At 47.2% G+C, this 24,303-nt stretch carries 26 protein-coding genes; 21 read left to right on the forward strand and 5 right to left on the reverse strand.

What is annotated here, in order from left to right; translation table 11 throughout:
* The first annotated feature begins 11 nt into the window (after nt 1-11).
* The 11 genes from dnaB (at nt 12) to KNO87_RS09615 (ending at nt 11,401) form a co-directional block, all read left to right on the forward strand.
* Nucleotides 12-1,364, forward strand: coding sequence for a replicative DNA helicase (gene dnaB / locus KNO87_RS09565; protein ID WP_015880235.1), 1,353 nt, complete (start codon nt 12-14; stop codon nt 1,362-1,364).
* A gap of 158 nt (nt 1,365-1,522) precedes the next feature.
* Nucleotides 1,523-2,812 (forward strand): adenylosuccinate synthase, encoded by a 1,290-nt coding sequence (locus KNO87_RS09570; RefSeq protein WP_214789946.1) that lies wholly within the window; start codon nt 1,523-1,525, stop codon nt 2,810-2,812.
* A 121-nt stretch (nt 2,813-2,933) separates the two neighbouring features.
* A complete protein-coding gene (yycF, locus tag KNO87_RS09575; RefSeq protein WP_214696534.1) occupies nt 2,934-3,644 on the forward strand; it encodes a response regulator YycF in 711 nt (236 codons plus the stop codon).
* Between the two features lie 3 nt (nt 3,645-3,647).
* A complete protein-coding gene (gene walK, locus KNO87_RS09580; RefSeq protein ID WP_214795789.1) occupies nt 3,648-5,489 on the forward strand; it encodes a cell wall metabolism sensor histidine kinase WalK in 1,842 nt (613 codons plus the stop codon).
* Nucleotides 5,489-6,871 carry a two-component system activity regulator YycH gene (gene yycH / locus KNO87_RS09585; RefSeq protein ID WP_214795791.1) on the forward strand — a complete coding sequence of 461 codons (1,383 nt, stop codon included), beginning with the start codon at nt 5,489-5,491 and terminating at the stop codon, nt 6,869-6,871. The genes walK and yycH overlap by 1 nt, the downstream gene beginning before the upstream one ends.
* Nucleotides 6,858-7,682 (forward strand): two-component system regulatory protein YycI, encoded by an 825-nt coding sequence (locus KNO87_RS09590; RefSeq protein WP_214795793.1) that lies wholly within the window; start codon nt 6,858-6,860, stop codon nt 7,680-7,682. Before yycH ends, KNO87_RS09590 begins: the two co-directional genes overlap by 14 nt.
* 13 nt (nt 7,683-7,695) lie before the next feature.
* Nucleotides 7,696-8,487 (forward strand): MBL fold metallo-hydrolase, encoded by a 792-nt coding sequence (locus KNO87_RS09595; RefSeq protein ID WP_214795795.1) that lies wholly within the window; start codon nt 7,696-7,698, stop codon nt 8,485-8,487.
* Nucleotides 8,488-8,538: 51 nt separating this feature from the next.
* Nucleotides 8,539-9,798: a S1C family serine protease gene (locus KNO87_RS09600; RefSeq protein ID WP_214795797.1), complete on the forward strand. Its 1,260-nt coding sequence runs from the start codon at nt 8,539-8,541 to the stop codon at nt 9,796-9,798.
* Between the two features lie 37 nt (nt 9,799-9,835).
* Nucleotides 9,836-9,997, forward strand: coding sequence for a CxxH/CxxC protein (locus KNO87_RS09605; protein WP_214789962.1), 162 nt, complete (start codon nt 9,836-9,838; stop codon nt 9,995-9,997).
* 83 nt (nt 9,998-10,080) lie between these two features.
* Nucleotides 10,081-10,560 (forward strand): 23S rRNA (pseudouridine(1915)-N(3))-methyltransferase RlmH, encoded by a 480-nt coding sequence (rlmH, locus tag KNO87_RS09610; RefSeq protein ID WP_015880244.1) that lies wholly within the window; start codon nt 10,081-10,083, stop codon nt 10,558-10,560.
* Nucleotides 10,561-10,633: 73 nt separating this feature from the next.
* Complete coding sequence (locus KNO87_RS09615) at nt 10,634-11,401, forward strand: hypothetical protein (protein ID WP_214795799.1); 768 nt, start codon at nt 10,634-10,636, stop codon at nt 11,399-11,401.
* 241 nt (nt 11,402-11,642) lie between these two features.
* On the opposite strand, the gene KNO87_RS09620 is transcribed toward KNO87_RS09615, so the two are convergent.
* Nucleotides 11,643-12,221: an NAD(P)H-dependent oxidoreductase gene (locus tag KNO87_RS09620; protein WP_214696558.1), complete on the reverse strand. Its 579-nt coding sequence runs from the start codon at nt 12,219-12,221 to the stop codon at nt 11,643-11,645.
* A 178-nt stretch (nt 12,222-12,399) separates the two neighbouring features.
* Between KNO87_RS09620 and KNO87_RS09625 the strand changes: the two genes are divergently transcribed.
* The 6 genes from KNO87_RS09625 (at nt 12,400) to KNO87_RS09650 (ending at nt 17,845) form a co-directional block, all read left to right on the forward strand.
* Entirely contained in the window at nt 12,400-12,942 is a 543-nt protein-coding gene (locus KNO87_RS09625; RefSeq protein ID WP_214789964.1) for a TetR/AcrR family transcriptional regulator, read from the forward strand.
* A 91-nt stretch (nt 12,943-13,033) separates the two neighbouring features.
* Nucleotides 13,034-13,588, forward strand: a complete 555-nt coding sequence (locus KNO87_RS09630; protein ID WP_214795801.1) for a GNAT family N-acetyltransferase — start codon at nt 13,034-13,036, stop codon at nt 13,586-13,588.
* Between the two features lie 171 nt (nt 13,589-13,759).
* The gene (locus tag KNO87_RS09635; protein WP_214795803.1) at nt 13,760-14,005 is read left to right on the forward strand and encodes an acyl carrier protein; all 246 of its coding nucleotides are present in this window, start codon (nt 13,760-13,762) and stop codon (nt 14,003-14,005) included.
* Nucleotides 14,002-15,408 (forward strand): AMP-binding protein, encoded by a 1,407-nt coding sequence (locus tag KNO87_RS09640; RefSeq protein WP_214795805.1) that lies wholly within the window; start codon nt 14,002-14,004, stop codon nt 15,406-15,408. Before KNO87_RS09635 ends, KNO87_RS09640 begins: the two co-directional genes overlap by 4 nt.
* Before the next feature lie 49 nt (nt 15,409-15,457).
* Nucleotides 15,458-16,909: an MBOAT family O-acyltransferase gene (locus KNO87_RS09645; RefSeq protein ID WP_214795807.1), complete on the forward strand. Its 1,452-nt coding sequence runs from the start codon at nt 15,458-15,460 to the stop codon at nt 16,907-16,909.
* A gap of 21 nt (nt 16,910-16,930) precedes the next feature.
* Nucleotides 16,931-17,845 (forward strand): hypothetical protein, encoded by a 915-nt coding sequence (locus KNO87_RS09650; RefSeq protein ID WP_214795809.1) that lies wholly within the window; start codon nt 16,931-16,933, stop codon nt 17,843-17,845.
* An 8-nt stretch (nt 17,846-17,853) separates the two neighbouring features.
* On the opposite strand, the gene KNO87_RS09655 is transcribed toward KNO87_RS09650, so the two are convergent.
* Nucleotides 17,854-18,111, reverse strand: a complete 258-nt coding sequence (locus tag KNO87_RS09655; protein ID WP_214795811.1) for a hypothetical protein — start codon at nt 18,109-18,111, stop codon at nt 17,854-17,856.
* 73 nt (nt 18,112-18,184) lie between these two features.
* Here KNO87_RS09655 and KNO87_RS09660 point away from each other — a divergent pair, with 73 nt between their 5' ends.
* Complete coding sequence (locus tag KNO87_RS09660) at nt 18,185-18,679, forward strand: peptide-methionine (S)-S-oxide reductase (protein ID WP_214796183.1); 495 nt, start codon at nt 18,185-18,187, stop codon at nt 18,677-18,679.
* 19 nt (nt 18,680-18,698) lie between these two features.
* On the opposite strand, the gene KNO87_RS09665 is transcribed toward KNO87_RS09660, so the two are convergent.
* Together KNO87_RS09665 and KNO87_RS09670 are read right to left on the reverse strand one after the other, a co-directional pair.
* Nucleotides 18,699-18,941, reverse strand: coding sequence for a hypothetical protein (locus KNO87_RS09665; protein WP_214795813.1), 243 nt, complete (start codon nt 18,939-18,941; stop codon nt 18,699-18,701).
* Nucleotides 18,942-18,961: 20 nt separating this feature from the next.
* Nucleotides 18,962-19,594 (reverse strand): HNH endonuclease family protein, encoded by a 633-nt coding sequence (locus tag KNO87_RS09670; protein WP_214795815.1) that lies wholly within the window; start codon nt 19,592-19,594, stop codon nt 18,962-18,964.
* A 281-nt stretch (nt 19,595-19,875) separates the two neighbouring features.
* Between KNO87_RS09670 and KNO87_RS09675 the strand changes: the two genes are divergently transcribed.
* The 3 genes from KNO87_RS09675 (at nt 19,876) to KNO87_RS09685 (ending at nt 22,776) form a co-directional block, all read left to right on the forward strand.
* The gene (locus KNO87_RS09675) at nt 19,876-21,069 is read left to right on the forward strand and encodes a DUF4317 domain-containing protein (RefSeq protein ID WP_214795816.1); all 1,194 of its coding nucleotides are present in this window, start codon (nt 19,876-19,878) and stop codon (nt 21,067-21,069) included.
* 14 nt (nt 21,070-21,083) lie between these two features.
* Nucleotides 21,084-21,512: a hypothetical protein gene (locus tag KNO87_RS09680; RefSeq protein ID WP_214795818.1), complete on the forward strand. Its 429-nt coding sequence runs from the start codon at nt 21,084-21,086 to the stop codon at nt 21,510-21,512.
* 181 nt (nt 21,513-21,693) lie between these two features.
* On the forward strand, nt 21,694-22,776 hold the full coding sequence (locus KNO87_RS09685; protein WP_214795820.1) for a prenyltransferase/squalene oxidase repeat-containing protein: 1,083 nt from the start codon (nt 21,694-21,696) through the stop codon (nt 22,774-22,776).
* Between the two features lie 54 nt (nt 22,777-22,830).
* On the opposite strand, the gene KNO87_RS09690 is transcribed toward KNO87_RS09685, so the two are convergent.
* A complete protein-coding gene (locus KNO87_RS09690) occupies nt 22,831-24,276 on the reverse strand; it encodes a DEAD/DEAH box helicase (RefSeq protein WP_214795822.1) in 1,446 nt (481 codons plus the stop codon).
* Nucleotides 24,277-24,303: the final 27 nt, after the last annotated feature.

A 24,303-nucleotide genomic window follows, 5' to 3' on the forward strand; every position in this document is an offset into this window, starting at 1 on the left:
GGTAGAGACGGATGAGTGATGCGATTCAAGTCAATACACCACCACATAGCGTGGAAGCGGAGCAAGCCGTCTTAGGGGCGATCATCCTCGATTCGGACCGGCTGATCACGGCCTCAGAGCGGGTCGACCCGGACGACTTTTATCGCGTCAGCCACCAACGCATCTTTGAAGCGATGTTAAAGATCAATGACCGGGGTGAACTTGTCGACTTGGTCACGCTCAGTTCAGAGCTTCAGGCACAAGGCATCTTAGACGAAATCGGCGGCCTCAACTATTTGGCTGAGGTCGCGGAATCGGTCCCGGCCATCGGGAACATCGGCTATTATTTGAATGTCGTCGACCAAAAAGCAGCACTTCGTCGCCTGATTCGAACGGCGACAAATATCGTTTCAGATGGTTATGAGCGCCAAGATGAGGTCGATTCTGTCCTCTCAGATGCAGAACGGAACATTTTAAAAGTATCGCAACGTAAGGGGCAATCGAGTTTCCATCCGATTGGTTCCGTCCTATCGGATGCCTATTCGACGATTGAAAAGCTGCATCAGTCGAGCGGTGAAATCACCGGTATTGCGACAGGGTTTACCGATTTGGATAAGATGACGGCCGGTTTCCAACGAAACGATTTGATTATCGTGGCCGCTCGTCCATCTGTCGGGAAGACCGCATTCGCCTTGAACATCTCGCAAAACGTTGCCGTCCGTACGGGTGAGAACGTCGCCATCTTCAGTTTAGAGATGGGTGCGGAACAGCTCGTCATGCGTATGTTGTGTGCGGAAGGGAATATCGATGCCCAACGCCTTCGGACCGGTCGTCTTGAAGCGGAAGACTGGGGTCGCTTGTCACTTGCGATGTCATCGCTCTCCCAAGCGGGCATCTATATCGACGATACGCCAGGTCTTCGTGTCAACGAGATTCGGGCGAAATGTCGTCGCTTGAAGCAAGAACATGGTCTCGGGATGATCATGATTGACTACTTGCAGCTCATCGTCGGGAACGGGAAGCCGGGCGAGAACCGCCAACAGGAAGTTTCCGAAATCTCGCGTACGCTCAAAGCGATTGCGCGGGAACTCCAAGTACCCGTCATCGCCTTGTCGCAGCTCTCACGTGGAGTAGAGAGCCGTCAAGACAAGCGCCCGATGATGTCGGATATCCGTGAATCGGGAGCGATTGAGCAGGATGCCGATATCGTTGCCTTCCTCTATCGTGATGACTATTACGATAAAGAGAGTGAAGACGCCAATACGATTGAAATCATCATTGCGAAACAACGTAACGGTCCGACCGGCACGGTCAAGCTCTCCTTTCGGAAAGAGTACAACAAGTTCGTCAATATGGAGACACAAGCCTTTGCGCCACCGATGTAACGTCGGTGGTGTCTTTTTTTGTATAGGTCAGTCGTAAAATAACGAACGAATAGTTACATGTTGTATAAAACGTTCGGTATTGGATTGACTTTCTTGCTTTTCAAGTGTACACTTACGGATGGTTTGAACAGAACGTTGATTAATAAGGAGGATTCATTATGTCATCAGTAGTCGTAGTGGGAACGCAGTGGGGCGATGAAGGGAAAGGGAAAATCACCGATTTCTTATCGAAACAAGCCGAAGTCGTCGCGCGTTATCAAGGGGGAGACAACGCTGGTCACACGATCGTCTTCAATGATACGAAATATAAACTTCACCTCATTCCGTCGGGTATCTTCTATTCGGATAAGACGTGTGTCATCGGGAACGGAATGGTCGTCAACCCGAAATCACTCGTGACGGAACTTGCTTACTTACATGAACGCGGTGTGAGCACGGACAACCTCCGTATCTCGAACCGGGCGCATATCATCTTGCCGTATCACCAACTTCAAGACCGTTTAGAGGAAGATGCAAAAGGTGATGCGAAAGTCGGGACGACACTTAAAGGAATCGGTCCAGCATACATGGACAAAGCGGCACGCATCGGGATTCGTATCGCGGACCTTCTCGACAAAGAAGTGTTTGCGGAGAAATTAAAGACCGTTCTCGAATTGAAAAACCGCATGTTCGTGAAAATGTATGAGGTCGACCCAGTCGAATTTGATGATATCTTTGAAGAGTACTACGCGTATGGCCAACAGTTCGCGAAATACGTGTGTGATACATCTGTCGTCTTGAACGATGCGCTCGACGAAGAGAAGAAGGTTCTCTTTGAGGGAGCACAAGGTGTCCTTCTCGATATCGACCACGGAACGTACCCGTTCGTCACATCGTCGAACGCAGCGTCTGGTGGTGTATCAAGTGGTGCCGGAATCGGCCCATCGAAAATTCATCACGTTGTCGGCGTCTGTAAGGCATACACGTCACGCGTCGGTGACGGTCCGTTCCCGACACAACTCGATGATGAGATTGGTCATACAATCCGTGAAGTCGGGAAAGAATACGGAACGACAACAGGCCGTCCACGTCGTGTCGGCTGGTTCGACTCGGTCGTCGTCCGTCACTCACGTCGTGTCAGCGGGATCACAGATCTTTGCCTCAACTCAATCGATGTATTGACAGGTCTTGAGACGCTCAAGATTTGTACATCGTATGAGTACGAAGGAAAGCATCTTGACGAATACCCACCGAACTTCCGTGTCCTTGAGAAGTGTGTACCAGTGTACGAAGAACTTCCTGGCTGGACAGAAGATATTACGGGCGTCCGTAACTTCGACGATCTTCCAGAGAATGCGAAGCGTTACGTGCGTCGCATCGAAGAATTGACGGGTATTGAGTTATTGACCTTCTCGGTCGGACCGGCTCGTGAGCAGACGGTCATCTTGCGTGACATTTACGAAGCATAAGAAAGGGAGCCATCGCGGCTCTCTTTTTCATTTCCACGGAAATGGACCACGCTTTCTAAGCTGTATAAAAAGAGTTACAATGTAGGCATGTACGTTTAATGATAAGAGGAGGACTCACTGAATGGATCGTACGATTTTAGTGGTAGATGACGAACAACCAATCGCAGATATATTGAAGTTTAAACTTGAAAAAGAAGGTTATCAGGTGCATGTCGCCTATGACGGCGAAGAAGCGCTCGTGAAAGTGGAAGAGATTCAACCGGATCTCATCTTACTCGATATCATGCTTCCGCTCAAAGACGGTATGGAAGTATGCCGTGAGGTACGCAAGAAGTATGACATGCCAATCATCATGTTGACGGCGAAAGACTCAGAGATCGATAAGGTGCTCGGGTTAGAGCTTGGTGCGGACGATTACGTCACGAAACCGTTCAGCTCACGTGAGTTGTTGGCTCGCGTCAAAGCGAACATGCGACGTCATGCGACAGCGCCGGCGCCTGAAGCAAAAGGGGCGAACGCAAACGATATCGTGATCGGCGACTTGACGATTCACCCGGACTCGTACATGGTGACGAAACGGGAAGAGAAGATTGAGCTGACGCATCGCGAGTTCGAATTGATTCATTACCTCGCGCAAAATATCGGCCAAGTGATGACGCGTGAGCATTTGCTCCAAACCGTATGGGGCTATGATTACTTCGGGGACGTTCGTACCGTGGATGTCACCGTACGCCGTCTTCGCGAAAAAGTAGAAGACAACCCATCGACACCGACGTATATCATCACACGTCGCGGAGTCGGGTATTATTTGAAGGCAGGAGAAGAAGATTAAACGATGAAACGGACGAACTTCTTTAAATCAATCCAGTGGAAGCTCGTCGTCATCTATGCGCTGCTCATTCTCGTTGCGATGCAAGTCATCGGCGTGTACTTTGTGCGTTCTTTGGAACGGCAATACATCAACAACTTCTCGCAGTCACTCGTCGACCGGGCGAACCTACTGAGCTATAACGTCAGTGAGGGGATCGCCGCGAACGAGAGTGACTCGACCACGGACCAGCAGTTGAACCAGTTACTGGATCAGCTGCTGTCTGACTTTACCGAGAGCACGACGCTAGCTGACGACATTCGAGAAGTCCAAATCATCGACACGAACAGTGTCGTACGGGCGACCTCGAACCAAAATAATCAAAGTCTCGTCGGACAACGGACGGCGAGTACGTTTATTCAAAAATCATTCGCGACAGGCGGCGCACAAGAGACGCTCGTCTATGAAGATTCGAATGATCGGATGCGCGTCGTCGCCGTTCCAGTCAAATCGGAAGTAGACGGGACCACAATCGGCATGATCTATATCGAGGCATCGATGCAATCCATCTATAACCAGATGGAACAAGTCATCCGCATCCTCGCAACAGGGACGGTCATCGCATTGATCATCACGTCCTTCCTCGGTATCCTGTTATCTCGAACGATCACACGACCGATTGCCGATATGCGTCGGCAAGCCGTCGAGATGCGAAAAGGGAACTTCTCGCGGAAAGTTAAAGTGTACTCGGATGACGAGGTCGGTCAACTCGCATATGCGTTCAACGAATTGACAGACGAGTTGATGGAGGCGAACGCAACGACGGAAGCCGAGCGTCGCCGATTGACGAGTGTCCTCGAGAACATGTCGGACGGTGTGGTCGCGACCGACCGTTCGTTACGGGTCATTTTAATGAACGACCAGGCACGCGATATGATCGGGGTCGACGAAGAAGAGGCGATGGGAATGAATTTACAAAGCCTCCTCGCGTTCGAAGAAGAGATTGTCATCCCGGAGGATGGGACGATGCCGGCGAAACTGATTGACCTCAGTACGGATGAGGAACTGTTCCTCGTCCGAGCCTATTTCTCACCGATTCAAAAACATAGCGGGCCGATCACAGGTCTCATCGTCGTCTTGCACGACGTCACCGAACAAGAGCAGGTCGAACAAGATCGCCGTGAGTTCGTCGCAAACGTCAGTCACGAGTTGCGGACACCGCTCACGACGATGCGCAGTTACTTGGAGGTCCTTGCAGAAGGCGCCTATCAGGACGATGAGTTGGCACCGCGTTTCCTAGAGACGACGCAAAACGAGACGGAGCGAATGATTCGCCTCGTCAACGACTTGTTGCAACTCTCGAAGATGGACAGTAAAGAATATAAGATGCAGAAAGTGAAGTTCGACTTCGTGCAGTTCTTTAACGACATCATCGACCGTCACGAGATGACGAAAGGTGACGCGATTCAATTCCGCCGGAAACTGATGAAACGCCGCGTGTATGTGCATGCCGACCAGGATAAGATGACACAAGTGATTGATAACATCATCACGAATGCCATCAAGTTCTCGCCGGAGGGCGGTACGATCACGTTCCGGACGATGCTTCGGGCGAAACGCCTCGTCATCGGCATCAAGGATGAAGGGGTCGGGATTCCGAAGTCGAACTTGAAGAAAATTTTCGAACGCTTCTATCGTGTCGATAAGGCGCGGGCGCGTAATATCGGTGGAACCGGACTCGGTCTATCGATTGCCAAAGAAGTCGTATCCGCTCACGGTGGGGACATCTGGGCAGAGAGTGAATTTGGCTGCGGCACGACGATTTACTTCACGATTCCGTTCGATACGATTGTGGAGGTGAATGATTGATGAAACGGTTTACGATTGCAAAGCCAGAACTGTGGAAGTCGTTGCTTTTGCTCACGTTAATCGTCACGTCGATTGTTCAAACCATCATTTTGTGGGATTATCATCCCACCTATCAGTCAGTCCAATCGGAGACACAGCTGACGACGGTGGACGAATCATTACAACGCCGGGCGAATCAAGTCGTCATTCCGGTGCAGGCGGTCGTTCATGACAACAACGCCGTCTTCGCTTCGAAGAACACCCCGAAGCAGTTGATGCGGGTCATTCGGGATACGTTTGAAGCGAGTGAGTTCAAACCGCTCGCCGCGAAGAATATCCCGAGCTTTTACACAGATATCAACGAAGGGCTCGAGTTGATTTTACCGGAAGCTTACTATGCGGATACGCTCAGCTACATGTTGCCGGGCACGTACAGTCTGTCTGGGAAGATTCCGCAGCGTGTGCTCATCTACATGGACGACAATGCGTTTACTATCCGGACGATCATGAGTGACCAATCGATTTGGGAAGGGAAGTTGACGAAGGTTGGAAACGGCGACGTGAACAGTCTGTTCTTGAAAAACTCGGGTCGCACGATGAAACGGGTGACGTATACGGATGAACGCGTGAACTACATCCCGGTCGTCGGACCAGAGATGAATGAGTTGTTCGCGTATGACGTATCGTCGATTCAAATCGATGCGCGTCTCGACTGGATGCGGGACACGTTCTTCCCAGGCGACCCGAACGTCCAAGAAGTCGATCCGGCAAGTTCGGTCGGTGCATTGACGAATGGTGTCAGCGTAGCAGAATATGACGCGAAGCTGAACGCGAGTCGCTATCGGAACTTGTCTCGGAACAGCACCGAGCGTGAAACGGCACTCGGGTTGGATTCGATTGTCGAATTCGTGAATTTCCATGGTGGATGGGTCGACGAGTCTTCGGAGAATCAAGGACTCTCGCTTCGTTTCGATGCGATCACACCGGCGAACAAAGGCTTTGAAACGACCGTATTCCGTTTTCATGTGAAAGGATTCCCGGTCTTTAGCCAACGTGAGGCGTTTATAAACAATGACGCCATCGACTTATCCACATTGCGTGTGGAAAACGACGGGGCACAAGTCCGATCGATCACACGACATCACTTAGAGATTGACCGCTTGATCACAGTCGGCACGACGCAGCTGGCTGACGCAGAAGAAGTACTCGGTACACTTATCAATTCTGGACGGTTTGAGAACGTGACCGAGATTCGAATCGGTTATGAGATTGAATATAACGAAGATACGAGCCGATATGTGACGTTCTCACCGAATTGGTTCGTACGTGAAGCCGGACGTTGGGTCCCATACAATCAGTCAGAAGATTGGACAGAAAGGATGATGTATCGTGGATTGGAGTAAAGCGAAAACGATTTTAATCTTCGCCTTCCTCGCCCTGAACATCTATCTGTTGTTCCAATTGGTGACCGAAACATGGGCGACTGAAGTCGTGACGAATGACAATACGTCGATTGCACAAATTTTAGATCAACGAAATGTCGACCCGGCAAAATTGCCACGAATGGGTCGGGATATCGGATATTTGACGGGGTCGTCTGAAGAGATGTCGGCCGCGATGATCACGAAAAATCGTGATGCCCAACTGGCGACGACGCTCGACAACATGCAACTCGAAGTCGAACTGAAGCAGCCGGTGCCGCTCGATGCAAAAGATTTGAGAACGACCGCTTCGACGTTCGTGGCAGAATATGTCCCGTTCGGAGAAGAGTATGCATACTGGCGATATGATGAAAAGACGAGACAAATCGCCTTCGTCCAAACGTTTGAAGACAATAAGATTTTCTCGGCACCCGAAGTCGAGGGAGATTCGGAGATGTATATCGGACCATCCCTCATCTTGATTCAATTGAATGAGGAATATGAAGTGACGGATTATAAACAACGTCACTTGAAAGACATCTCATCAAAACCGCAGGACGATCTCGTGTTAACGGCCAGTGAAGCCATCTCTCAACTCGCGTCACGGAAGTATTTCCAACCGAACCAAGAGATGCGGGCCATCAACACAGGGTTTTATAGCTTACCACTCGACAGCTCTGGCGGTTTGATTATCATGCCACCGCTCTGGTCGATCGCGATCGACGATCATGTGTATTTCGTCAATGCCATCGATGGGACGGTAGAGCGCGTCGAGTTCGAAACGAAAGAATGAAAGGAGTGGTGGTGTGAGTTTACAGTATAGTGTGTTAGCGAGCGGATCGACTGGGAACGCCCTCTATATCGAGACGGAACGGACGAAGCTGCTCGTCGATGCCGGATTGACCGGGAAAGCGATGCAACAACGCATCGAAGCCATCGGTCGGTCGTTTGATGGGATCGATGCACTGCTCGTCACCCATGAGCACTCCGACCATATTAAAGGTGTAGGGATATTGGCACGAAAGTATAACTTACCGATTTATGCGAATGCGAAGACGTGGGAAGCGATGGAATCACTCATCGGAAAGATTGACCCGGCTTTGAAGTTTCATATCGAGGTAGGGGACGTGAAGCAGTTCGGTGATATTGAAATCGAGACGTTCAACGTGAGTCACGATGCAGCAGACCCGATGTTTTATCAGTTTGCCCACGACGGGAAACGCTTGGCCCATATCACCGATACCGGCTACGTCTCAGACCGGATGAAAGGGATTATCCGCGGAGCTGACGACTTTATCTTTGAGTCAAACCATGACGTCTCGATGCTGCAGATGGGACGTTACCCGTGGAGCGTCAAACGACGTATCCTTGGGGACTATGGTCACGTCTCGAATGAGGATGCGGCGATTGCGATGAGTGAGGTCATCGGTGACCGGACGAAACGGATCTATTTGGCCCATTTAAGCAAGGACAACAATATGAAGGAGCTCGCGCAAATGAGCGTCTCGCAAACACTCGGCATGCGGGACGTCGACTTAGGTCGCATTAAATTGTGCGATACGGACCCGACAATCCCCACTTCGCTCGTTTCTTTATAAGGAAACTTGGGAAAAGACAGTTATCACACTGTCTTGAAGGGGGGACGCGTCGTGAACGAAGAGAGACACCATGAGTATGAACCTCAAGACGTCGAACCTGAAGCACACGAAGCAAAAGAAGAAAAACCGACGTATCCGTCTCGTAGTGAATGGCGTCCGAAGCAAGAAGAGTACGTACGCCACAAGCCGAGACCGAATATAAAACCGTTGTTACTCGGAGGGGTTGGCGGATTCTTAGGAGCGGCTTTGTTTTTTGTCACAGTAATGCTCTGGGATTCGCCGACCTCTCGTTTTGTGACGAACGAACTGACCCGGACCGAGCAAGCCGTGACCGTCACCGAATCTGACGTCACGACCGCTGTCCTCGGGGCGAAGACGTCCGTCGTCAGCATTACGAACATCCAGCGTGCCTTCACCTCAGACTCGCAGTGGGAGGCGGGCGCAGGCTCTGGCGTCATTTATAAAGTCGAAGGGAACACGGCGTATATCGTCACGAACTTCCACGTCATCGAAGAGGCGGATGAAATCAATATCGCCTTCTCCGACGGTCAGATTGCGTCAGCGACCATTTTAGGTGAGGACCCGCTCAATGATTTGGCGGTCGCGGAAGTCGAGCTGCCGGACAATATCGATGCGAAACCGATCGTGCTTGGCGATTCCACCGTGCTACAGGCCGGTGAGACCGTCATGGCCATCGGAAATCCGCTCGGTGTCTTCTCAAACTCGGTCACCCGTGGTATCGTCAGTGGTGTCGAACGGACGGTGCCGGTCGATACGAATAGCGACGGCTTGATGGATTACAACGCAGAAGTCATCCAGACCGACGCAGCGATCAACCCAGGAAATTCGGGCGGTGCCCTTATCAATGTTCGTGGGGAGCTCGTCGGGATCAATTCGATGAAAATCGCCGAAGCGAGCGTGGAAGGGGTCGGCTTCTCGATTCCGGTGAACGTGGCGCTACCGGTCATTGACATGTTAGAGCGTGACGGCAAAGTGACGCGGGCCCAGCTCGGGGTCACGATTCAAGAAGTCATTGCGGTACCCGGTAACGTCCGGGAAGAATACGGCATCTCATTCGATCAAGAAGACGGCGTCTTCGTCGAAGAGGTGACACCAGGTAGTCCGGCTGAAGAGGCGGGACTCCGCGTCGGTGATATCATCACGCAAATCGGAGATCGGGAGATTAAACGATATGTCGATTTACGCGATGCGCTCTATCGAGACGCAACGGTCGGTGATACGATTACGATTGAGTATTTACGTCGCGGGGAAACGAGAGAAACCGATGCGACTTTAACTGAAGCAACATAAAGAAGCGGCGACGCTTCTTTTTTAAGGAGGAAAAACTGTGGAAAAAAAAGTATGCAAGGAACATGTTGAAATCGCTTTAGACATCATTGTGGATGAAACAGGGGAGTACCCGTTGTTAGAGGAATTATCCACAAGTGAACACGTGACATGTGAGTTCTGTGAAGCTGATGCAACATATGTTGTGTCAAGCAAAAACTAATTATCAACATGTGGATTTGTGGATAACTCTGTGGATAACCCTATGGATAACTCCAAAAAAACTGTGGAAAAAGGAAGAATTGGATGAATATTTCAATTATCACGGTCGGCAAACTAAAAGAAAAATATTTAAAGCAAGGAATTGCCGAGTATACAAAACGGCTCTCTGCCTACGCAAAAGTGCAGGAAATCGAGGTCTCAGACGAAAAAGCACCCGAGCATTTGAGTGAGGCAGATATGTTACTAGTAAAACAAAAGGAAGGCGAGCGAATTTTGGCGAAGATATCCCCGGACACGCACGTCATCGCCTTGGCGATCAAAGGGAAGCAGCGGACGAGTGAAGAGTTCGCTCGTGAACTCGATCAACTCGCAACGTATGGAAAGAGTAAAATTGCTTTCGTCATCGGGGGTTCGCTCGGTCTGTCGGACGATGTGATGAAACGAGCGGACGATACGATTTCGTTCTCGAAGATGACGTTCCCGCATCAACTTATGAAGCTCGTATTATGTGAACAGATTTATCGAGCATATCGGATCAATCGGAATGAACCGTATCATAAATAAATATTTTTCAAAGAGTCATGTAGAACATTGTTTTATACTTGTTCTAGATGACTTTTTTTAGGAGTTGAATCATATGGGTGTTTGGGGAGTGGCGATTTTATCGAATGATCTTGCCGAAGATATTCGGTTTAGCTATAAAGATTTACTAGGGGACGGCTATTCGAATGAACAAGCGAGTGAACGGGTCATTCAAGAACATATCGATGAATTAGATGACGAGGAAATGATACTTTTTTGGCTTTCCTTTGCACTTATTCAATGGAAACTAGGACGATTACAAGATCACGTAAAACAAAATGCTGTAGAGATTATTGACAGTGGAATCGAGCTAGAAAATTGGAACGATGATTTAAAGTTAAAGAAGAAAAGAGAGGCCGTTCTTCTTAAGTTAAAACATCAATTGAATCAGCCTCAGCCACTTGCTAAAAAGATTCCTAAGCGCTTTGTAGCGAATACGACGTTTAAATCAGGAGACATTGTCAGTTTTCAAATGGACTCTTCCGAATATATCCTGTTAAAAGTGATTGATATTATTGAGCAATGGACACGTGATCGGTACCCACTTTTTGAGATATACGATTGGCAGGGAAAAGAAATTCCTTCATTAGATGAAATCAGTACATTGAGATTAAAGACAGAACCTTATGATGACGATGAGGACATGCCTCGAAAAATTGCCGTGTATCAGTCTGGCAAAAGGGATCCATTCGTCAAACGGGCTAGTCTCATTGCTGAAGGTTTTCCTGTAACGAGTGATACGGAACCACCTTACACCTTATTATCTTGGAAAGGCCTGAATGCGTTTATTTGTGATATGCATCTAAATGGAAATGAAACTTGACTATGTAAAATGCATTAAGAAAATAGAGCGATAACTAAATGCGAATTTCACCATCAATCTCTTAAAAGGAATGACTTGAAGAAAGACTATCTCCAATTGAATTGCAATTAGCGGAGGGTGGTACAGGATTCATATAAAATTATCTAAGTTTGACCTCAAATTTATGTTGTTATCTGGTTATTAAAAAATTTGAGGCCATAGATGATATATGACTTACAAAAAGTTGATGGTGCACTACAGATTACACTAAGATACTCTTCGCTACTTTATCTAAAAATTTCTTTCTTCGACGATCTTTCCCGCTACTCGTAAATGAGCTGTTCACCCATTTCACATTTTTAAGTCCAATTCCTTTAAATGTTCCGCGAATAAGAGTCCCCTTAATGGGGTTCCCGGCTAAAAATCTTAAATACCACGTAGGCACTTCCGAAGTGGTAATGACAGTAGTCTTTTTTATATGAGTGAGTAATCCTTTCAATCCGGTAGATTCCTCTACATAGGCAAAATTTTTCAACATAACCTTGTCAAAAAAGCCTTTTAAAATAGCTGGTACATCAAACCACCAAACAGGAAAAATAAAAACTAATTCATCGCTATCGCTCAGCATCTTCTGATATTGGTTCACTAGTTGATCTCGAGATTGACCTTTCGAATAAAGAGATAAATCCGATTCATTTAAAACAGGATTAAATTGATCTTTATTTAAGTCAATGATTTGGTAGTCTTTTTTCTTGAGTACTAATTGTTCGATTGTTGTATCCATGATGGATTTATTGAAACTGCCATGCCATGGATGAGCCAAAATAATCGTTGTTTTCATAAGTGATCCTCCTAGTATGATTAGAATTTGAATAGATTAAATAAATTTGAGCATTTGATATTATTTGAACGATTGCTCAAATAATATACCTGCAATATAATGTTAGTGTAGACATTGCGTCAATACGTATTGAGGTATTCATACAAATCTCTCATTCTGTACAAATTAAGGAGTACTTATGCTAAAGCAAAAACCTGTAAATACGAATTCTAAGAGGTCAATCAATCTTTTAGTGGATACTATGTTGGAATTAATGCGTCGAACGAACTTTACGAGTATTACGATATCAGAACTTACTAAAACTGCGGGATTGGCGCGAAATACATTTTATGCTCATTTTGATACGAAAGAGGATGTACTCACCTATCACATGTATCAAATATTTAGGCATAGAATTCAACTTGCACTAACAGAAGCGGGACAGGAGCAACTTGATTTCGATACGTTGTATTTTGAGATATGGAGTGACAACCTCGAATTCTTGAATCTCTTAAAAGAAAATGATTTACTTCCGCTTTTGAATCGCTTTGAGGAACATTTTGATTTACTTTGTATAGATTTTCAAATTTATGAGAATTGCAATGTATCCGAAAAAGCGGAAGTGTATGCGAATGCGGTATACGCAGATTCATTAGCAAGTATTGTGAAAAGGTGGATGAAGACCGGTATGAAAGAAACACCACAAGAATTAAGTGACATTTTTAAAGAATTCATTAGGTGAACGTTTTTTTAAGTTTGCTTGGAATCGAAGTAGGAAATGAAGTGGCATATTGGGTTTCTTAAATAACTGATTAAAATGATAGGAGAGTTTTATGAACCACACCATCAGTCTTCTAACACATCAAATCGCTCCCGATTTTCTAACAACCTTTGAACGTTTTCAGGAAACGCATCGCATCTATGCTGTAGATCCGAGCGGTCAACTTTATCAAAAAGATGAGCATTATATCGATGAATGGGATAATGCGAAAAAACAACAGGTCGTTGAGATTCTCAACTACTACATCGATCGTGGCGGAGTTGTTGTGGCAATCCAAAAGGGCGAGACGTTACTTGGCTTTGCCGGACTAAATGGACAACCGTTCGGAACGGAAAGGCAATATCTAAACTTAGGTTTCATTCATGTGAGTCGTCCTTACCGAGGTCAGGGAATCGGGAAAGTGTTATTTGAACGTGTCTGTCAGGCAGCAATCGAACGAGGCGCGAAAAAGCTATACATCGGAGCGAACCCGGCTGTCGATACATATCATTTCTATGAAGCGATGGGATGCATAGTAGCCGAAGAAATCGTGCCAGAAATCTATAAAGCAGAACCACTCGATTTGCAACTTGAATATGTCTTATCGTCTCCTGAGACCACATCGTAACGATGTGGTCTTTTTCATGCATAAATCGCTCAACTCCAAGTTTTTTCTCCTATGAAGAATTGACCGATTTCGAAAAATTGTGATAGAATCACAAGGCAAATGATTATCATTATCAGTCAATAATAATAGATGAAATCGAACCGTTGGAGTGAACGTGAAAGGATGAATACAATGAGCACGCTTGAAGCATATAACATGGCATTTAAAAACGGATTGGAATTAGAGGACGATGTGGTTCTCGAGGACATGAAGCTCGGAGAATCGACGGAATGGGATTCGATTGGACACATGACGCTCATCGCAGAAATCGAGGATGCGTTTGACGTCTATATCGACTCGGATGAAATGACGGAGTTCCATTCGTATCAGTCTGGCATCGCGTTGCTGCAGCGCCTCGGTGTGGACATTAAATCATGACACTTTTTCAAACACTCGAGCAGTACACGGATCGTGAGGCGGTCTATGCGGACCGTTCTTACACTTACGGTGAGATGTTAGAGGTTGGCGACGCGATTAGTCAGGAAGTCGGCGAACGGTCGCTCGTCTTCTGTCTTTGTGCCAACCGAATCGAGTCGCTCTTCGGGTATATCGGTTTCATTCGGGGACATGTCGTACCCGTTTTGTTAGACGCGGATATCCCAGCCGAGCAATTACAGAAGTTGATGGAACGGTATCGACCGACCCACGTATGGGCACCGGAATCGAGAGACGATTTGGCGAACTCGTTGAATGCTTACTACGGTTACGGCGGCTACGCCTTGTTTGAAACAGGAGCACCAGTTCACCATGAACTTCATGATGAATTGGCCCTTCTGTTGACGACTTCAGGGAGTACCGGAAGTCCGAAATTTGTCCGCCTCACTTATAAGAATCTATCAGCGAACGCCACATCGATCATCGACTATCTCGACATCGATCAAACGGATAAACCGATCACGACCCTTCCGATGAACTATTCATATGGGCTCTCCATCATTAACAGTCATCTGTTGAAAGGGGCGACCATTATTCTGACAGACCGCTCGCTCGTTCAAAAAGAGTTTTGGGAGTTATGTCGTACCGAGCAGGCGACGACGTTCGGTGGGGTCCCGTTTCATTATGAGATGTTGAAACGGTTGAATTTTGAGACGTATGAACTTCCTAGTTTGAAGAAGTTGACGCAAGCTGGTGGGAAGTTAGATTCGAAGCTCGCACAGCACTTCGTGACGGTGTGTGAAGAAAAAGGGATACAATTTTTCATCATGTACGGTCAGACGGAAGCAACGGCCCGGATGTCGTATTTACCGGATCGGATGCATGCGGAAAAAGCGGGGAGTATCGGCATCGCCATCCCAGGTGGAGCGCTCTCATTACGAGACGAGGCCGGAAACGACATCAAAGATGCGAACGTGACGGGCGAATTGGTGTATCAAGGCGACAACGTGTCGTTCGGATACGCGACCTCGTTGGCCGATCTTGAGAAAGGTGACGACCATCAAGGTGTCTTGCGTACGGGTGACATGGCATATCGCGATGAGGATGGATACTACTTCATCGTCGGCCGAATCAAGCGCATGATTAAACTATATGGGAGTCGAATCAGCTTAGACGAAGTCGAGGCTCTCCTTCGAGAGCAAGGACACGACTGCGTTTGCGCTGGCGAAGACGACCAACTATACGTGTATACGTTACAGGATGACGTGGCGCAAATTAAAAAAATCATCAAAGATCAAATCAAGGTGAAAGGTGTTCGGGTAATGCAGATTGACGAGATTCCACGCAATTCGTTCGGAAAGATTCGTTATGCCGCATTGCCGAAGCGAGAACTTGTGACCACCTGATTGTCAGGAATCGGTACATCGTCAAGTTTCATAACATCAGGTGGTAAATATGACTTTTATTTCGGTTGAATTTCTCTTATTTTTAACAATCATTGTCGGAACGTACTACGTGGTCCCACATCGTTTCCGATGGATGCTCCTCCTCTTGGCGAGCTATGTCTTTTACGCCACGTTGAGCGTCCAATTCATTCCGCTTCTGTTGATCAGTACCGCCTTCACTTATGTGATTGGGATTCTGATTGAGAAGCAAGAAAAGAAAGAACAGAAGAAGCGGCTCATGTGGGTCGGTGTCTCGGTTCTCGTCTTCTTCCTCGGATGGTTCAAATATTTTAATTTCGTCAATGATTCGCTCCGTTCGTTCGCCGCATGGAGCGGATTTGATTATGATGTGCCGTACAAAGAAATCGTCTTGCCGTTGGCCATCTCGTTCTATACGTTCCAAGCCATCAGTTATGTCGTGGACGTCTCGCGAGGGAAGCAAAAAGCAGAGCGTCATTACGGCTATTTCTCGGTCTATTTCGCCTTCTTCCCGCAACTCGTGGCGGGGCCGATTGAGCGGGCGAAAAAGCTGCTTCCGCAACTGAAGACGGAACAACATCTCGATTACGACAATATCAGCTATGGGATTCAGCGTATCATTTGGGGATTCTTCAAGAAGACGTTGATTGCTGACCGATTGGCTCCGATTGTCGCAAGTGTGTTCAATAGCCCGGACCCGACCGGTTCAGAGATCGTCCTCGCGACGATGCTGTTCTCGATTCAATTATTCGCCGACTTCTCGGCGTGCAGTGATATCGCCATCGGTTGTGCAAGATTGCTCGGGATTCGGTTATCAGAAAACTTCAAGCAGCCACACTTCGCTGTATCGATTGCCGACTTCTGGAATCGTTGGCACATCACACTCTCGATGTGGTTACGGGATTATATTTTCATGCCGCTCGCGAAAGGGAAGAAGAAGCGCGAACAGATTTACGGTGCCATCCTTGCGACGTTTTTAGTGAGTGGCATTTGGCACGGTGCTGCATGGAACTTTGTCTTATGGGGACTCATTCATGGGATCTATCGTGTGTTCGGAGACCATACGAAACAGCAGCGTGAAAAAATGGCATCGTTGGTTGGGTTTGACCGCGTGCCGACACTGCATCGGTGGTGGAAAATCGCCATCACGTTCCAGCTCGTCTGCTTCTCTCGCGTCTTCTTTCAATCGCATTCGATGGCAGAGGCGTTCTCGCATGCCAAATTGTACGTGACGCCTACTTCATGGGCACTGTCAGGCATGATGCAGGCGATTCAAATGTTCTCGTTACTCGATTTGATTATCTTCCTCGTCGTCTTTGTCGTCGTTCACTTGTTCCAACATATTGAACGGACGAAAGGTTCGGCTTGGGATTGGATGGCACGTCAGTCTGCCGTGACGAGCGTGGCCATCAACTTGTTCTTGATTGTCTCGGCCTTCTTGTTTGGCGTGTCGGGGCAAGGATTTGTATACGGTGGGTTTTAAGATGCAAGGAAAGGAATTAGCATGAAGCGTTTAGGAATTAAAATCGTCGTTGTGTTACTCGTGATTATCGCCATCTTTATTCCCGTCAACGAGTTCGTGAAAGACTCGTGGGAGTACAATAACAATCGGGCCGTCCTAGCGTTTAAAGAAGACCCTCATCCTGTCGATATCATCAATTTGGGTACGTCTCATGCGATGTATGGGTATTATTTTAAACCGACCGGATTGTCGCATCTCGACTTGGCGTTACCGAGTCAACCGATTGAATATGACTTGAAGATGTTAAAAGAATACGATAAACACTTGAAACCAGGTGGGGTCGTGATTGTGTCCCTATCTCAAATCACATTCAGCAACTCAGATGTCGGTCGGAAGGCAAATTATTATCGTGTTTTGGACCGTGAAGACATCGAGCCGGTCAGCCTGTTTCAATATTATACGCATGAAGAGTTCCCTGCACTGAATAGTGGCAGTGCTTATGCCGCTATTTCCCGGGAAATCCGCGATTTTCGATTTGATGCGCACAAGCCATGGGAGAATGGCGGACTGAACTATTCCGAGCGTAAGTATGAGGAAGTGGCTGCCCAATATGAGAATGCTGTGAACAATCATGAGATTGAAAAGAACATGACGCATTTAAAAGACATCATCGACTATTGTGAGCAAAAAGGATATCGCGTTGTCTTGGCGATGGAGCCGGTACATGCGTCATATCATACGTATTTTGATGAAGAAGTCATGGAACGTCTCGTGTTTCAGCACCTAAAGAAGCTTGATTTAGATGTTCCGTTCCTCAATTATATGGGGGATGAACGATTCATTCATGAGCAGTCGTTCTTCCATAACCCGGACCATTTGAACGGTGATGGGCGGACGCTGTTGTCTTCGCTCGTTTATGAAGATTTGAAGCGATTGGGATATGTTCAAGAAAAATGATTTCGTATTCAATCAAAAAGGATACCCGCGAACGTCCATAATATCACTAGCATCGACAGAAACGAGACGAATACCGTCTTATTCGATACCCGTTGCTCCGCAAAGCGTCGAAATAGTCGTTCGAGGATGGTTTGACCTACAACGACCGCTAAAAAGATGATTGCCATTTCAGCGAATAGAGAAAAGTCGTTGCGAAAAATAAAGGTCATGGCAACAAAGAGGATGATGGAGCTGGTCAATGTGGTGAGAAAACGTTGTTTATTCAATCGAATCTCTCCCTTCTCTCATCATTACGTGTATGCTTTTAGAAAAGATTCAAATAGACGGGGAGTGATTCACATCGAAACGATCTATTTAGCCGGCGGATGCCTATGGGGTGTCCAGGAATTCGTGAAGACGTTACCTGGCGTTTTCTCAACCGAAGCGGGACGCGCGAACGGAACGACCGATACGTTAGACGGAGAGTATGACGGATACGTCGAATGTGTCAAAACAACGTTTGATCCAGAGTGTGTGAAGGTAGATGAATTGATGCACTATTTATTTGAAATCATCGACCCATATAGCGTCAATCAACAAGGAATCGATGTCGGGGAGAAGTATCGTACGGGCGTATACAGTGAGGAGTCACGGCACTTGATGGAGGCACAAGCGTTTATCGATCGACGCTCGGATGCGGAACGGATTGCCGTTGAAGTAAAACCGCTCACCAACTATGTGCGGAGTGCGGACGAGCATCAGGACCGATTGACGCGTTGTCCGGATGATTATTGTCACATCCCGAAAGACTTGTTAATGAAATATCGGAAAGACGAAACATCGCCAACCCCTTGATTCGGAGTTGGCGATGTTTTTACGTCCGCTCGAGAATGTTCACGAGCATCTGATGGATGACGTCATGATCGTTCGGGTCATGCAGTTGATATGGACTCCCCGGGAGCGTATACACATCTTTCGCTCCGACATATGTGATGTGGAGTGTCAAGGAACCATCTTCCTGACACGCCGTCGTCAATTCCAAGTCACCACTGATGACACCGACTTCTTCCGTCATAACACCGTGGGTTGCCTTAAAAATTGAAGTGATTTCGTTCATTGGAAGACTCCTTTTCTAACTTAATAAATACAAGCGTTGATGGCTGTCGTGAGTGCTGACTTCTCTGAAGATTGAAGGCTCAAGCCCCAACGACTCTTCGTCTCGACCCACATCTTCGCATACGCACAGCGAGCACCCGTGCGAGGGGGTTGCCATGTCGATGGATCTTGGTCTCCTTTTGAGCGGTTCGATGAAGCAGACACCGCAATCAATTGAGGACCGTTCAAGTCGTTCGCAAAGCTTTGACGTTTTGTCGTCGTCCAGCTGCTTGCACCAGAACGCCACGCTTCGGCGAGCGGGACGACGTGATCGATATCGAGGTCAGATGCTGACGTGAACGTGATCCCGTCATAGTAACTGTACCATGAGCCGGTCGTTACCGGACATTCATCGACGACCGAGTCAGCGTCCCGTTTCAAGACGATGTGACGCGTGTTACAACCGCTTCCTTGACTCGACCAGTGCGGGAAGAGGTCACGACTATACCCCGTCATTGATCCTTCATTTTTGACAGTGAGCGCATTCAGTTTCGTGAGCGCATCCGCTTTCGATGGGATGTTCGGTGGGAAAGCAGAGACCGGTGTGGCGTCAAATGACGCGGCCACCCAAACAAGCAATGTGACGAGTGCGACAGATATGAGTTTCTTCAACATATAAAGCCTCCTACTATGTATTTGGAATGAACACTTGTCGAAGCAAGTGGGCAACCTTTCATCAACCAAAAAGTGAGACAAACATCACGCAATAAATTCAACTTGATCATACACAGGACGATTTTGAAAAAGTGTGAAAATCTGCAAAATGATTAGAAAGACTATCGCAAATCCTTCTCTAGCATTAATGGATAATTCGGTGTTATTTCTTTGGAACTAGTGAGCGATCAGGACTGGTATAATGAATGACATGGATTGAGAGAAAAGAAGAGGTGGATGGAATGAACAAGAAAGAGATTGCGGCGATTCGTCGACAGTTTAAAGTGAATGCGACCAAATTAAAGATTGCTGACTTATATACGATTTACATCCGACAGGAAACGAATGAGATTTATTATGAAGAGTTGCGTCCGTTCCCGTTCTTAGAAGAAGAGCAGCAGGAGCTGTTTTTGACGAACTTCAAAAAAGTGCTCGGTGGAAAACTCGATGAAAAATTGTTCGAAGTGAAGTTCCAATATCCTGAGGAAGGTCAGGTCGACCATACGCAAGGATTGCTATATGAAGGACTTCGTACGGAAGAGACCGACGTATGGACGGACTACATGCAGCGCATCGCGTTGAAGATGGTGAAAGACACGCCATTTGAAAAAGACATGGTCGTGACGTTCATCCGAGGGAATTACAATAAGCCGACGAACCGATATTCGGAAGAGTCTGAGATTCACGCGAACGATGAAGTGTATACGACGAAATTCATCCTCGGCAGCATCAGCCCGACTGAACTTCCGAAAAAATCACTCGTCTTCGACTTCGTCGAGCGTGAATTTAAAGCCAGTCTGATTGTGAATCCAATCATCAAACTCGAGGCGCCAATCGGCGGCTTCTTATTCCCATGCTTCACGGATAATGCGGCCGATGTGAACCATGTCCTCTATTCGGCGCAAAAAGCGCATCAACCGGATATGACGTTCATCGAGAAAGTGCTGAACGGTTCGGAAATCGTTACAGCAGTGGAAGAGAAGGCGGTCTTTGAAGAAGTGGTCAAAGCGGTCATCGGGGAAGAGGTCAATTCTCGGACGCTTGCGACCGTTTACGATGAGATCAATCAAATCATTGTCGCGGAAGAAGAGAATGAACAGGAAGAAGAGAGGGTAGCGATGCTCGACTCCCGTGCCGTCGAGGTCGTCTTGCGAGCGAGCGGCGTGGAAGATGTAACGACAGAAAAAGTCGAGCAGGCGTTCAAGCAAGTCGTGGATGACACGAAGTACGAGATGAAAGCGACGAGTGTCGTTCCGAAGTATACATCAAAATCAATCAAGATCAATACAAAGGTCGCCAATATCTCCGTTAGTCCACAAGATTTGAAATACGTGAAGCAAGTGAACTATAAAGGGAAACCATGTTTGTTGATCGAAGTGGAAGAAGAGACGGAGATTGAAGGGTTCAAACTCATCTCTGAAGAGTCGCTAGACTGATCGGAGGAAACGCAATGCATCCGCTTGAGTTGATTGATCTACTAGTCGTGTTCGCCATCGTGGTTGTATTGGCTTTGCTGTCGTTTCAATTTCACGGGAAATGGCGCAGGCGTATACGGATTGTGACGGTATGTTGTGTATTGGCGTACGGAATATTCTATTCAGTTCGTCCTTATTGGGTGAATCAACAGGTGCAGGAAGAAAAAATAGTGCTCGAAGCGTATCTCAAGAATCGATATCCAACCGAAACCATCACCGTCCGCTCTATTCCTTATGGGAAGGACGGTTTTGAGAGTATGAATCCTCATACATTGTTCGTGAAATTTTCGACAGAACCGGATGCTGAGTACACATACCTCGTGAGTGGTGACGAATCGATTCATCAAACGAGCCACAGTTCAACCATCGACTCAAAATTTGATTTTCTCCACTTGGAAGACTGAGCCCAAACGACAGATTGGGCTCTTTTTTGACAATCGAGTGAGGAAGGTTGAAATTTATAAGTGTAATGGGTATGATGCATGTGAAAGCGTTTTCTATAAGTTAAAATATATCTTTGAAAACGTGTATTTTTTTTACGATTCAACGAAAGCGCTTTCGATAATGATATAAGGAGGCTTATCTATGTTGAAAATGAAGAATGCATTACTTGTTTTACTGAGTTTCATCGTGATTTTTTCAGCCCCGTCGTCATCGTTAGCGGTAACAGATACATCAACTGCTTCAAATAAGGCGTATAACTGGTTAAAGAGTCAACAATGTACAACTGGTTTAGTCGACAGTTTCTCGGATGCTCAACAAATCTCTTATACATATGATCAAGCGGTAGCAGCTATCGCTTTCTTAGTGAAAGGAGATACCGCAAGCGCTAAATCGGTCTTAGATACATTGAAGAATTTACAGACTGCTCAAGGTTCATGGTATACGGCATACTACTGCAATAACTTGTCTGTCCAAGAATTCAATCAACATGTCGGTCCTGTTTTATGGGTCGTGATGGCGATTGCCAAGTATGAAGTAGATACAGGGGATACGGTGACCTATCGTGATATGGCCATTCGTGCCATTGATTGGTCACTTCAGTTCCAACAAGCAGATGGTGGAATCAATGGTGGGCTCGACACAACAGGTAGTGTATTGACATGGGCTTCAACTGAGCATAACCAAGATGCTTACGCTATGCTCAAGCACTATGGCTACACGCAAGAAGCTACAAACGTTAAATCGTTTTTAGACACGAAAGTATGGCAAGAGGCAGAAGGATTCTTCTGGGCAGGTCGAAATGATCCGAACAATCCAATGGACACGAATGCTTGGGGTGTTCAAGCGCTTGGAACAACCGGTACACATCAATACGATCGTGGGTTGGACTATGTAATGAATCAACATCGCAACACACAAACGAAGCGTGTAAAAGGTAGCTCAATCACCATCAATGGTTTTGATTTTAACGGCGATAAAAACGATGTTTGGTTTGAAGGTCAAGGACAGATGGTCGTTTCATTTAAAATGGCAGGAAGAACTGCTGACGCTGACTATTTCCTAAATGAGATCATCAAGATTCAGGATTTCTACGGAACAGGTGGCGTTCCGTATTCGCTTCTTGGTACGAATAATGGATATTGGACAATGAAAAGTGTGGAGTCTGTATCAGGAACAGGTTGGTTAATTTATGCGATTGAAGGATTCAATCCTTTCCAACCATAAGGACATAAGAAAAGGACCTTGGAGTCATATCGACTTTAAGGTCCTTACACATGATTATTTACGAGCTTTGCTCACTTTAAGTTTTTTCCCTTTGACAGGCGTTGTCTCCATCGCTTGAAGGACGATTGAGCCTTTTCCGTTAAGGATATCGACGTACGTCATCTGGTCATTGATTGTGATGATGCCGATGTCGTCAGCGGATACGCCAGGGATTTTGGCGATTGTGCCGACGAAGTCGACAGCGCGAAGTTTTTTCTTCTTCCCGCCACTGAAGTGGAGTTTCATGATGTCCTGGTTGATGCGAGCCGTCTTGTTGTTTCGAACGACGCGTCGTCCGCTCAACTTTTGCTCAAAGGCATCCTGGTTAGCCGCGACTTCCGCTTCAGTCGGAGCATCAATCATCGGGATCTCGAATTGAACGTATGATTCGATAGCTCCGATGAGGCGTTCTTCCTGACGGGTCATGAGCGTGATCGCCGTTCCTTGTTTGCCGGCCCGTCCCGTACGACCCGTACGGTGCACGTAACTTTCCTTTTCGACGGGAACGTCATAGTTGATGACGAGTTCGACGTTATCGACATCGATTCCACGTGCTGCGACGTCTGTCGCGACGAGGTAACGGAAATTGCCCATCTTGAAGCCGTTCATGACGGCGAAACGGTCTTCTTGTTCGAGTCCACCATGGAGACGTTCAGCTGAATAGCCGGCTTTGTCGAGCTCGGCGTACACCGTGTCGACGTTCTCTTTCGTCCGACAGAAAATCATACAGCTGTCGGGGTTCTCAACGACCGTGATGTCTTGAAGCACAGCTAACTTCTCGTTCCGATGAACCGGGAGGAGACGGTGTTCGATTGTTGAAGCGGTCATGCCAGTCGACTCGATGGCGACACGTGCCGGAGCATTCATGTGCTTTTGGCAGAGACGTTCGATATCTTGTGGGAACGTCGCTGAGAAGACCATCGTCACGCGCTCATTTGGCAACTGTTGAAGAATCTTCTCGACGTCAGCGAGGAATCCGCGGTTGAGCATCTCATCCGCTTCGTCGATGATCAAGTATTCGATTCGGTCGAGTGAGAGGGTCTCGCGCTCGATGTGGTCCATGACCCGTCCAGGTGTACCGACAACGATATGTGTCTTTTGTTTCAACTCTTCACGCTGTTTCGAGAACGGCTCTTTCCCGTAGACGGCAGTCGCTTTGATTCGCTTGAAACGTCCGATGTTCGTCATGTCTTCTCGGACTTGAACAGCGAGTTCGCGTGTCGGCGTCAAGACGAGCACTTGCGGTTTGTTTTCGGCCCAGTCGATGAGCTCGATGACCGGAATCCCGAAAGCAGCTGTCTTTCCGCTTCCCGTCTGTGCTTTGACGATCAAGTCTTCGCGCTCGAGCGCACGTGGGATGACCTGTTGTTGAACTTCGGTCGGTGATTCGTATTTCATAATGCCTAACGCACGAGTAATCTCGTCGCTCAGGCGATAATCAGTAAATTGCTGTTTGTTCATGGGTAACCTCATTCTTTCGTGAAAACT

The organism is Exiguobacterium sp. s34, from assembly GCF_018617435.1.
In the GTDB taxonomy this organism is placed as follows: domain Bacteria; phylum Bacillota; class Bacilli; order Exiguobacteriales; family Exiguobacteriaceae; genus Exiguobacterium; species Exiguobacterium aestuarii.

What these genes read in the sequence shown, in the direction of transcription:
- dnaB (WP_015880235.1), top strand. Translation starts at nt 12, where the DNA reads ATGAGTGATGCGATTCAAGTCAATACACCACCACATAGCGTGGAAGCG.
- KNO87_RS09570 (WP_214789946.1), top strand. Translation starts at nt 1,523, where the DNA reads ATGTCATCAGTAGTCGTAGTGGGAACGCAGTGGGGCGATGAAGGGAAA.
- yycF (WP_214696534.1), top strand. Translation starts at nt 2,934, where the DNA reads ATGGATCGTACGATTTTAGTGGTAGATGACGAACAACCAATCGCAGAT.
- walK (WP_214795789.1), top strand. Translation starts at nt 3,648, where the DNA reads ATGAAACGGACGAACTTCTTTAAATCAATCCAGTGGAAGCTCGTCGTC.
- yycH (WP_214795791.1), top strand. Translation starts at nt 5,489, where the DNA reads ATGAAACGGTTTACGATTGCAAAGCCAGAACTGTGGAAGTCGTTGCTT.
- rlmH (WP_015880244.1), top strand. Translation starts at nt 10,081, where the DNA reads ATGAATATTTCAATTATCACGGTCGGCAAACTAAAAGAAAAATATTTA.
- KNO87_RS09615 (WP_214795799.1), top strand. Translation starts at nt 10,634, where the DNA reads ATGGGTGTTTGGGGAGTGGCGATTTTATCGAATGATCTTGCCGAAGAT.
- KNO87_RS09620 (WP_214696558.1), bottom strand. Translation starts at nt 12,221, where the DNA reads ATGAAAACAACGATTATTTTGGCTCATCCATGGCATGGCAGTTTCAAT.
- KNO87_RS09625 (WP_214789964.1), top strand. Translation starts at nt 12,400, where the DNA reads ATGCTAAAGCAAAAACCTGTAAATACGAATTCTAAGAGGTCAATCAAT.
- KNO87_RS09630 (WP_214795801.1), top strand. Translation starts at nt 13,034, where the DNA reads ATGAACCACACCATCAGTCTTCTAACACATCAAATCGCTCCCGATTTT.
- KNO87_RS09635 (WP_214795803.1), top strand. Translation starts at nt 13,760, where the DNA reads ATGAGCACGCTTGAAGCATATAACATGGCATTTAAAAACGGATTGGAA.
- KNO87_RS09640 (WP_214795805.1), top strand. Translation starts at nt 14,002, where the DNA reads ATGACACTTTTTCAAACACTCGAGCAGTACACGGATCGTGAGGCGGTC.
- KNO87_RS09645 (WP_214795807.1), top strand. Translation starts at nt 15,458, where the DNA reads ATGACTTTTATTTCGGTTGAATTTCTCTTATTTTTAACAATCATTGTC.
- KNO87_RS09650 (WP_214795809.1), top strand. Translation starts at nt 16,931, where the DNA reads ATGAAGCGTTTAGGAATTAAAATCGTCGTTGTGTTACTCGTGATTATC.
- KNO87_RS09665 (WP_214795813.1), bottom strand. Translation starts at nt 18,941, where the DNA reads ATGAACGAAATCACTTCAATTTTTAAGGCAACCCACGGTGTTATGACG.
- KNO87_RS09670 (WP_214795815.1), bottom strand. Translation starts at nt 19,594, where the DNA reads ATGTTGAAGAAACTCATATCTGTCGCACTCGTCACATTGCTTGTTTGG.
- KNO87_RS09675 (WP_214795816.1), top strand. Translation starts at nt 19,876, where the DNA reads ATGAACAAGAAAGAGATTGCGGCGATTCGTCGACAGTTTAAAGTGAAT.
- KNO87_RS09680 (WP_214795818.1), top strand. Translation starts at nt 21,084, where the DNA reads ATGCATCCGCTTGAGTTGATTGATCTACTAGTCGTGTTCGCCATCGTG.
- KNO87_RS09685 (WP_214795820.1), top strand. Translation starts at nt 21,694, where the DNA reads ATGTTGAAAATGAAGAATGCATTACTTGTTTTACTGAGTTTCATCGTG.
- KNO87_RS09690 (WP_214795822.1), bottom strand. Translation starts at nt 24,276, where the DNA reads ATGAACAAACAGCAATTTACTGATTATCGCCTGAGCGACGAGATTACT.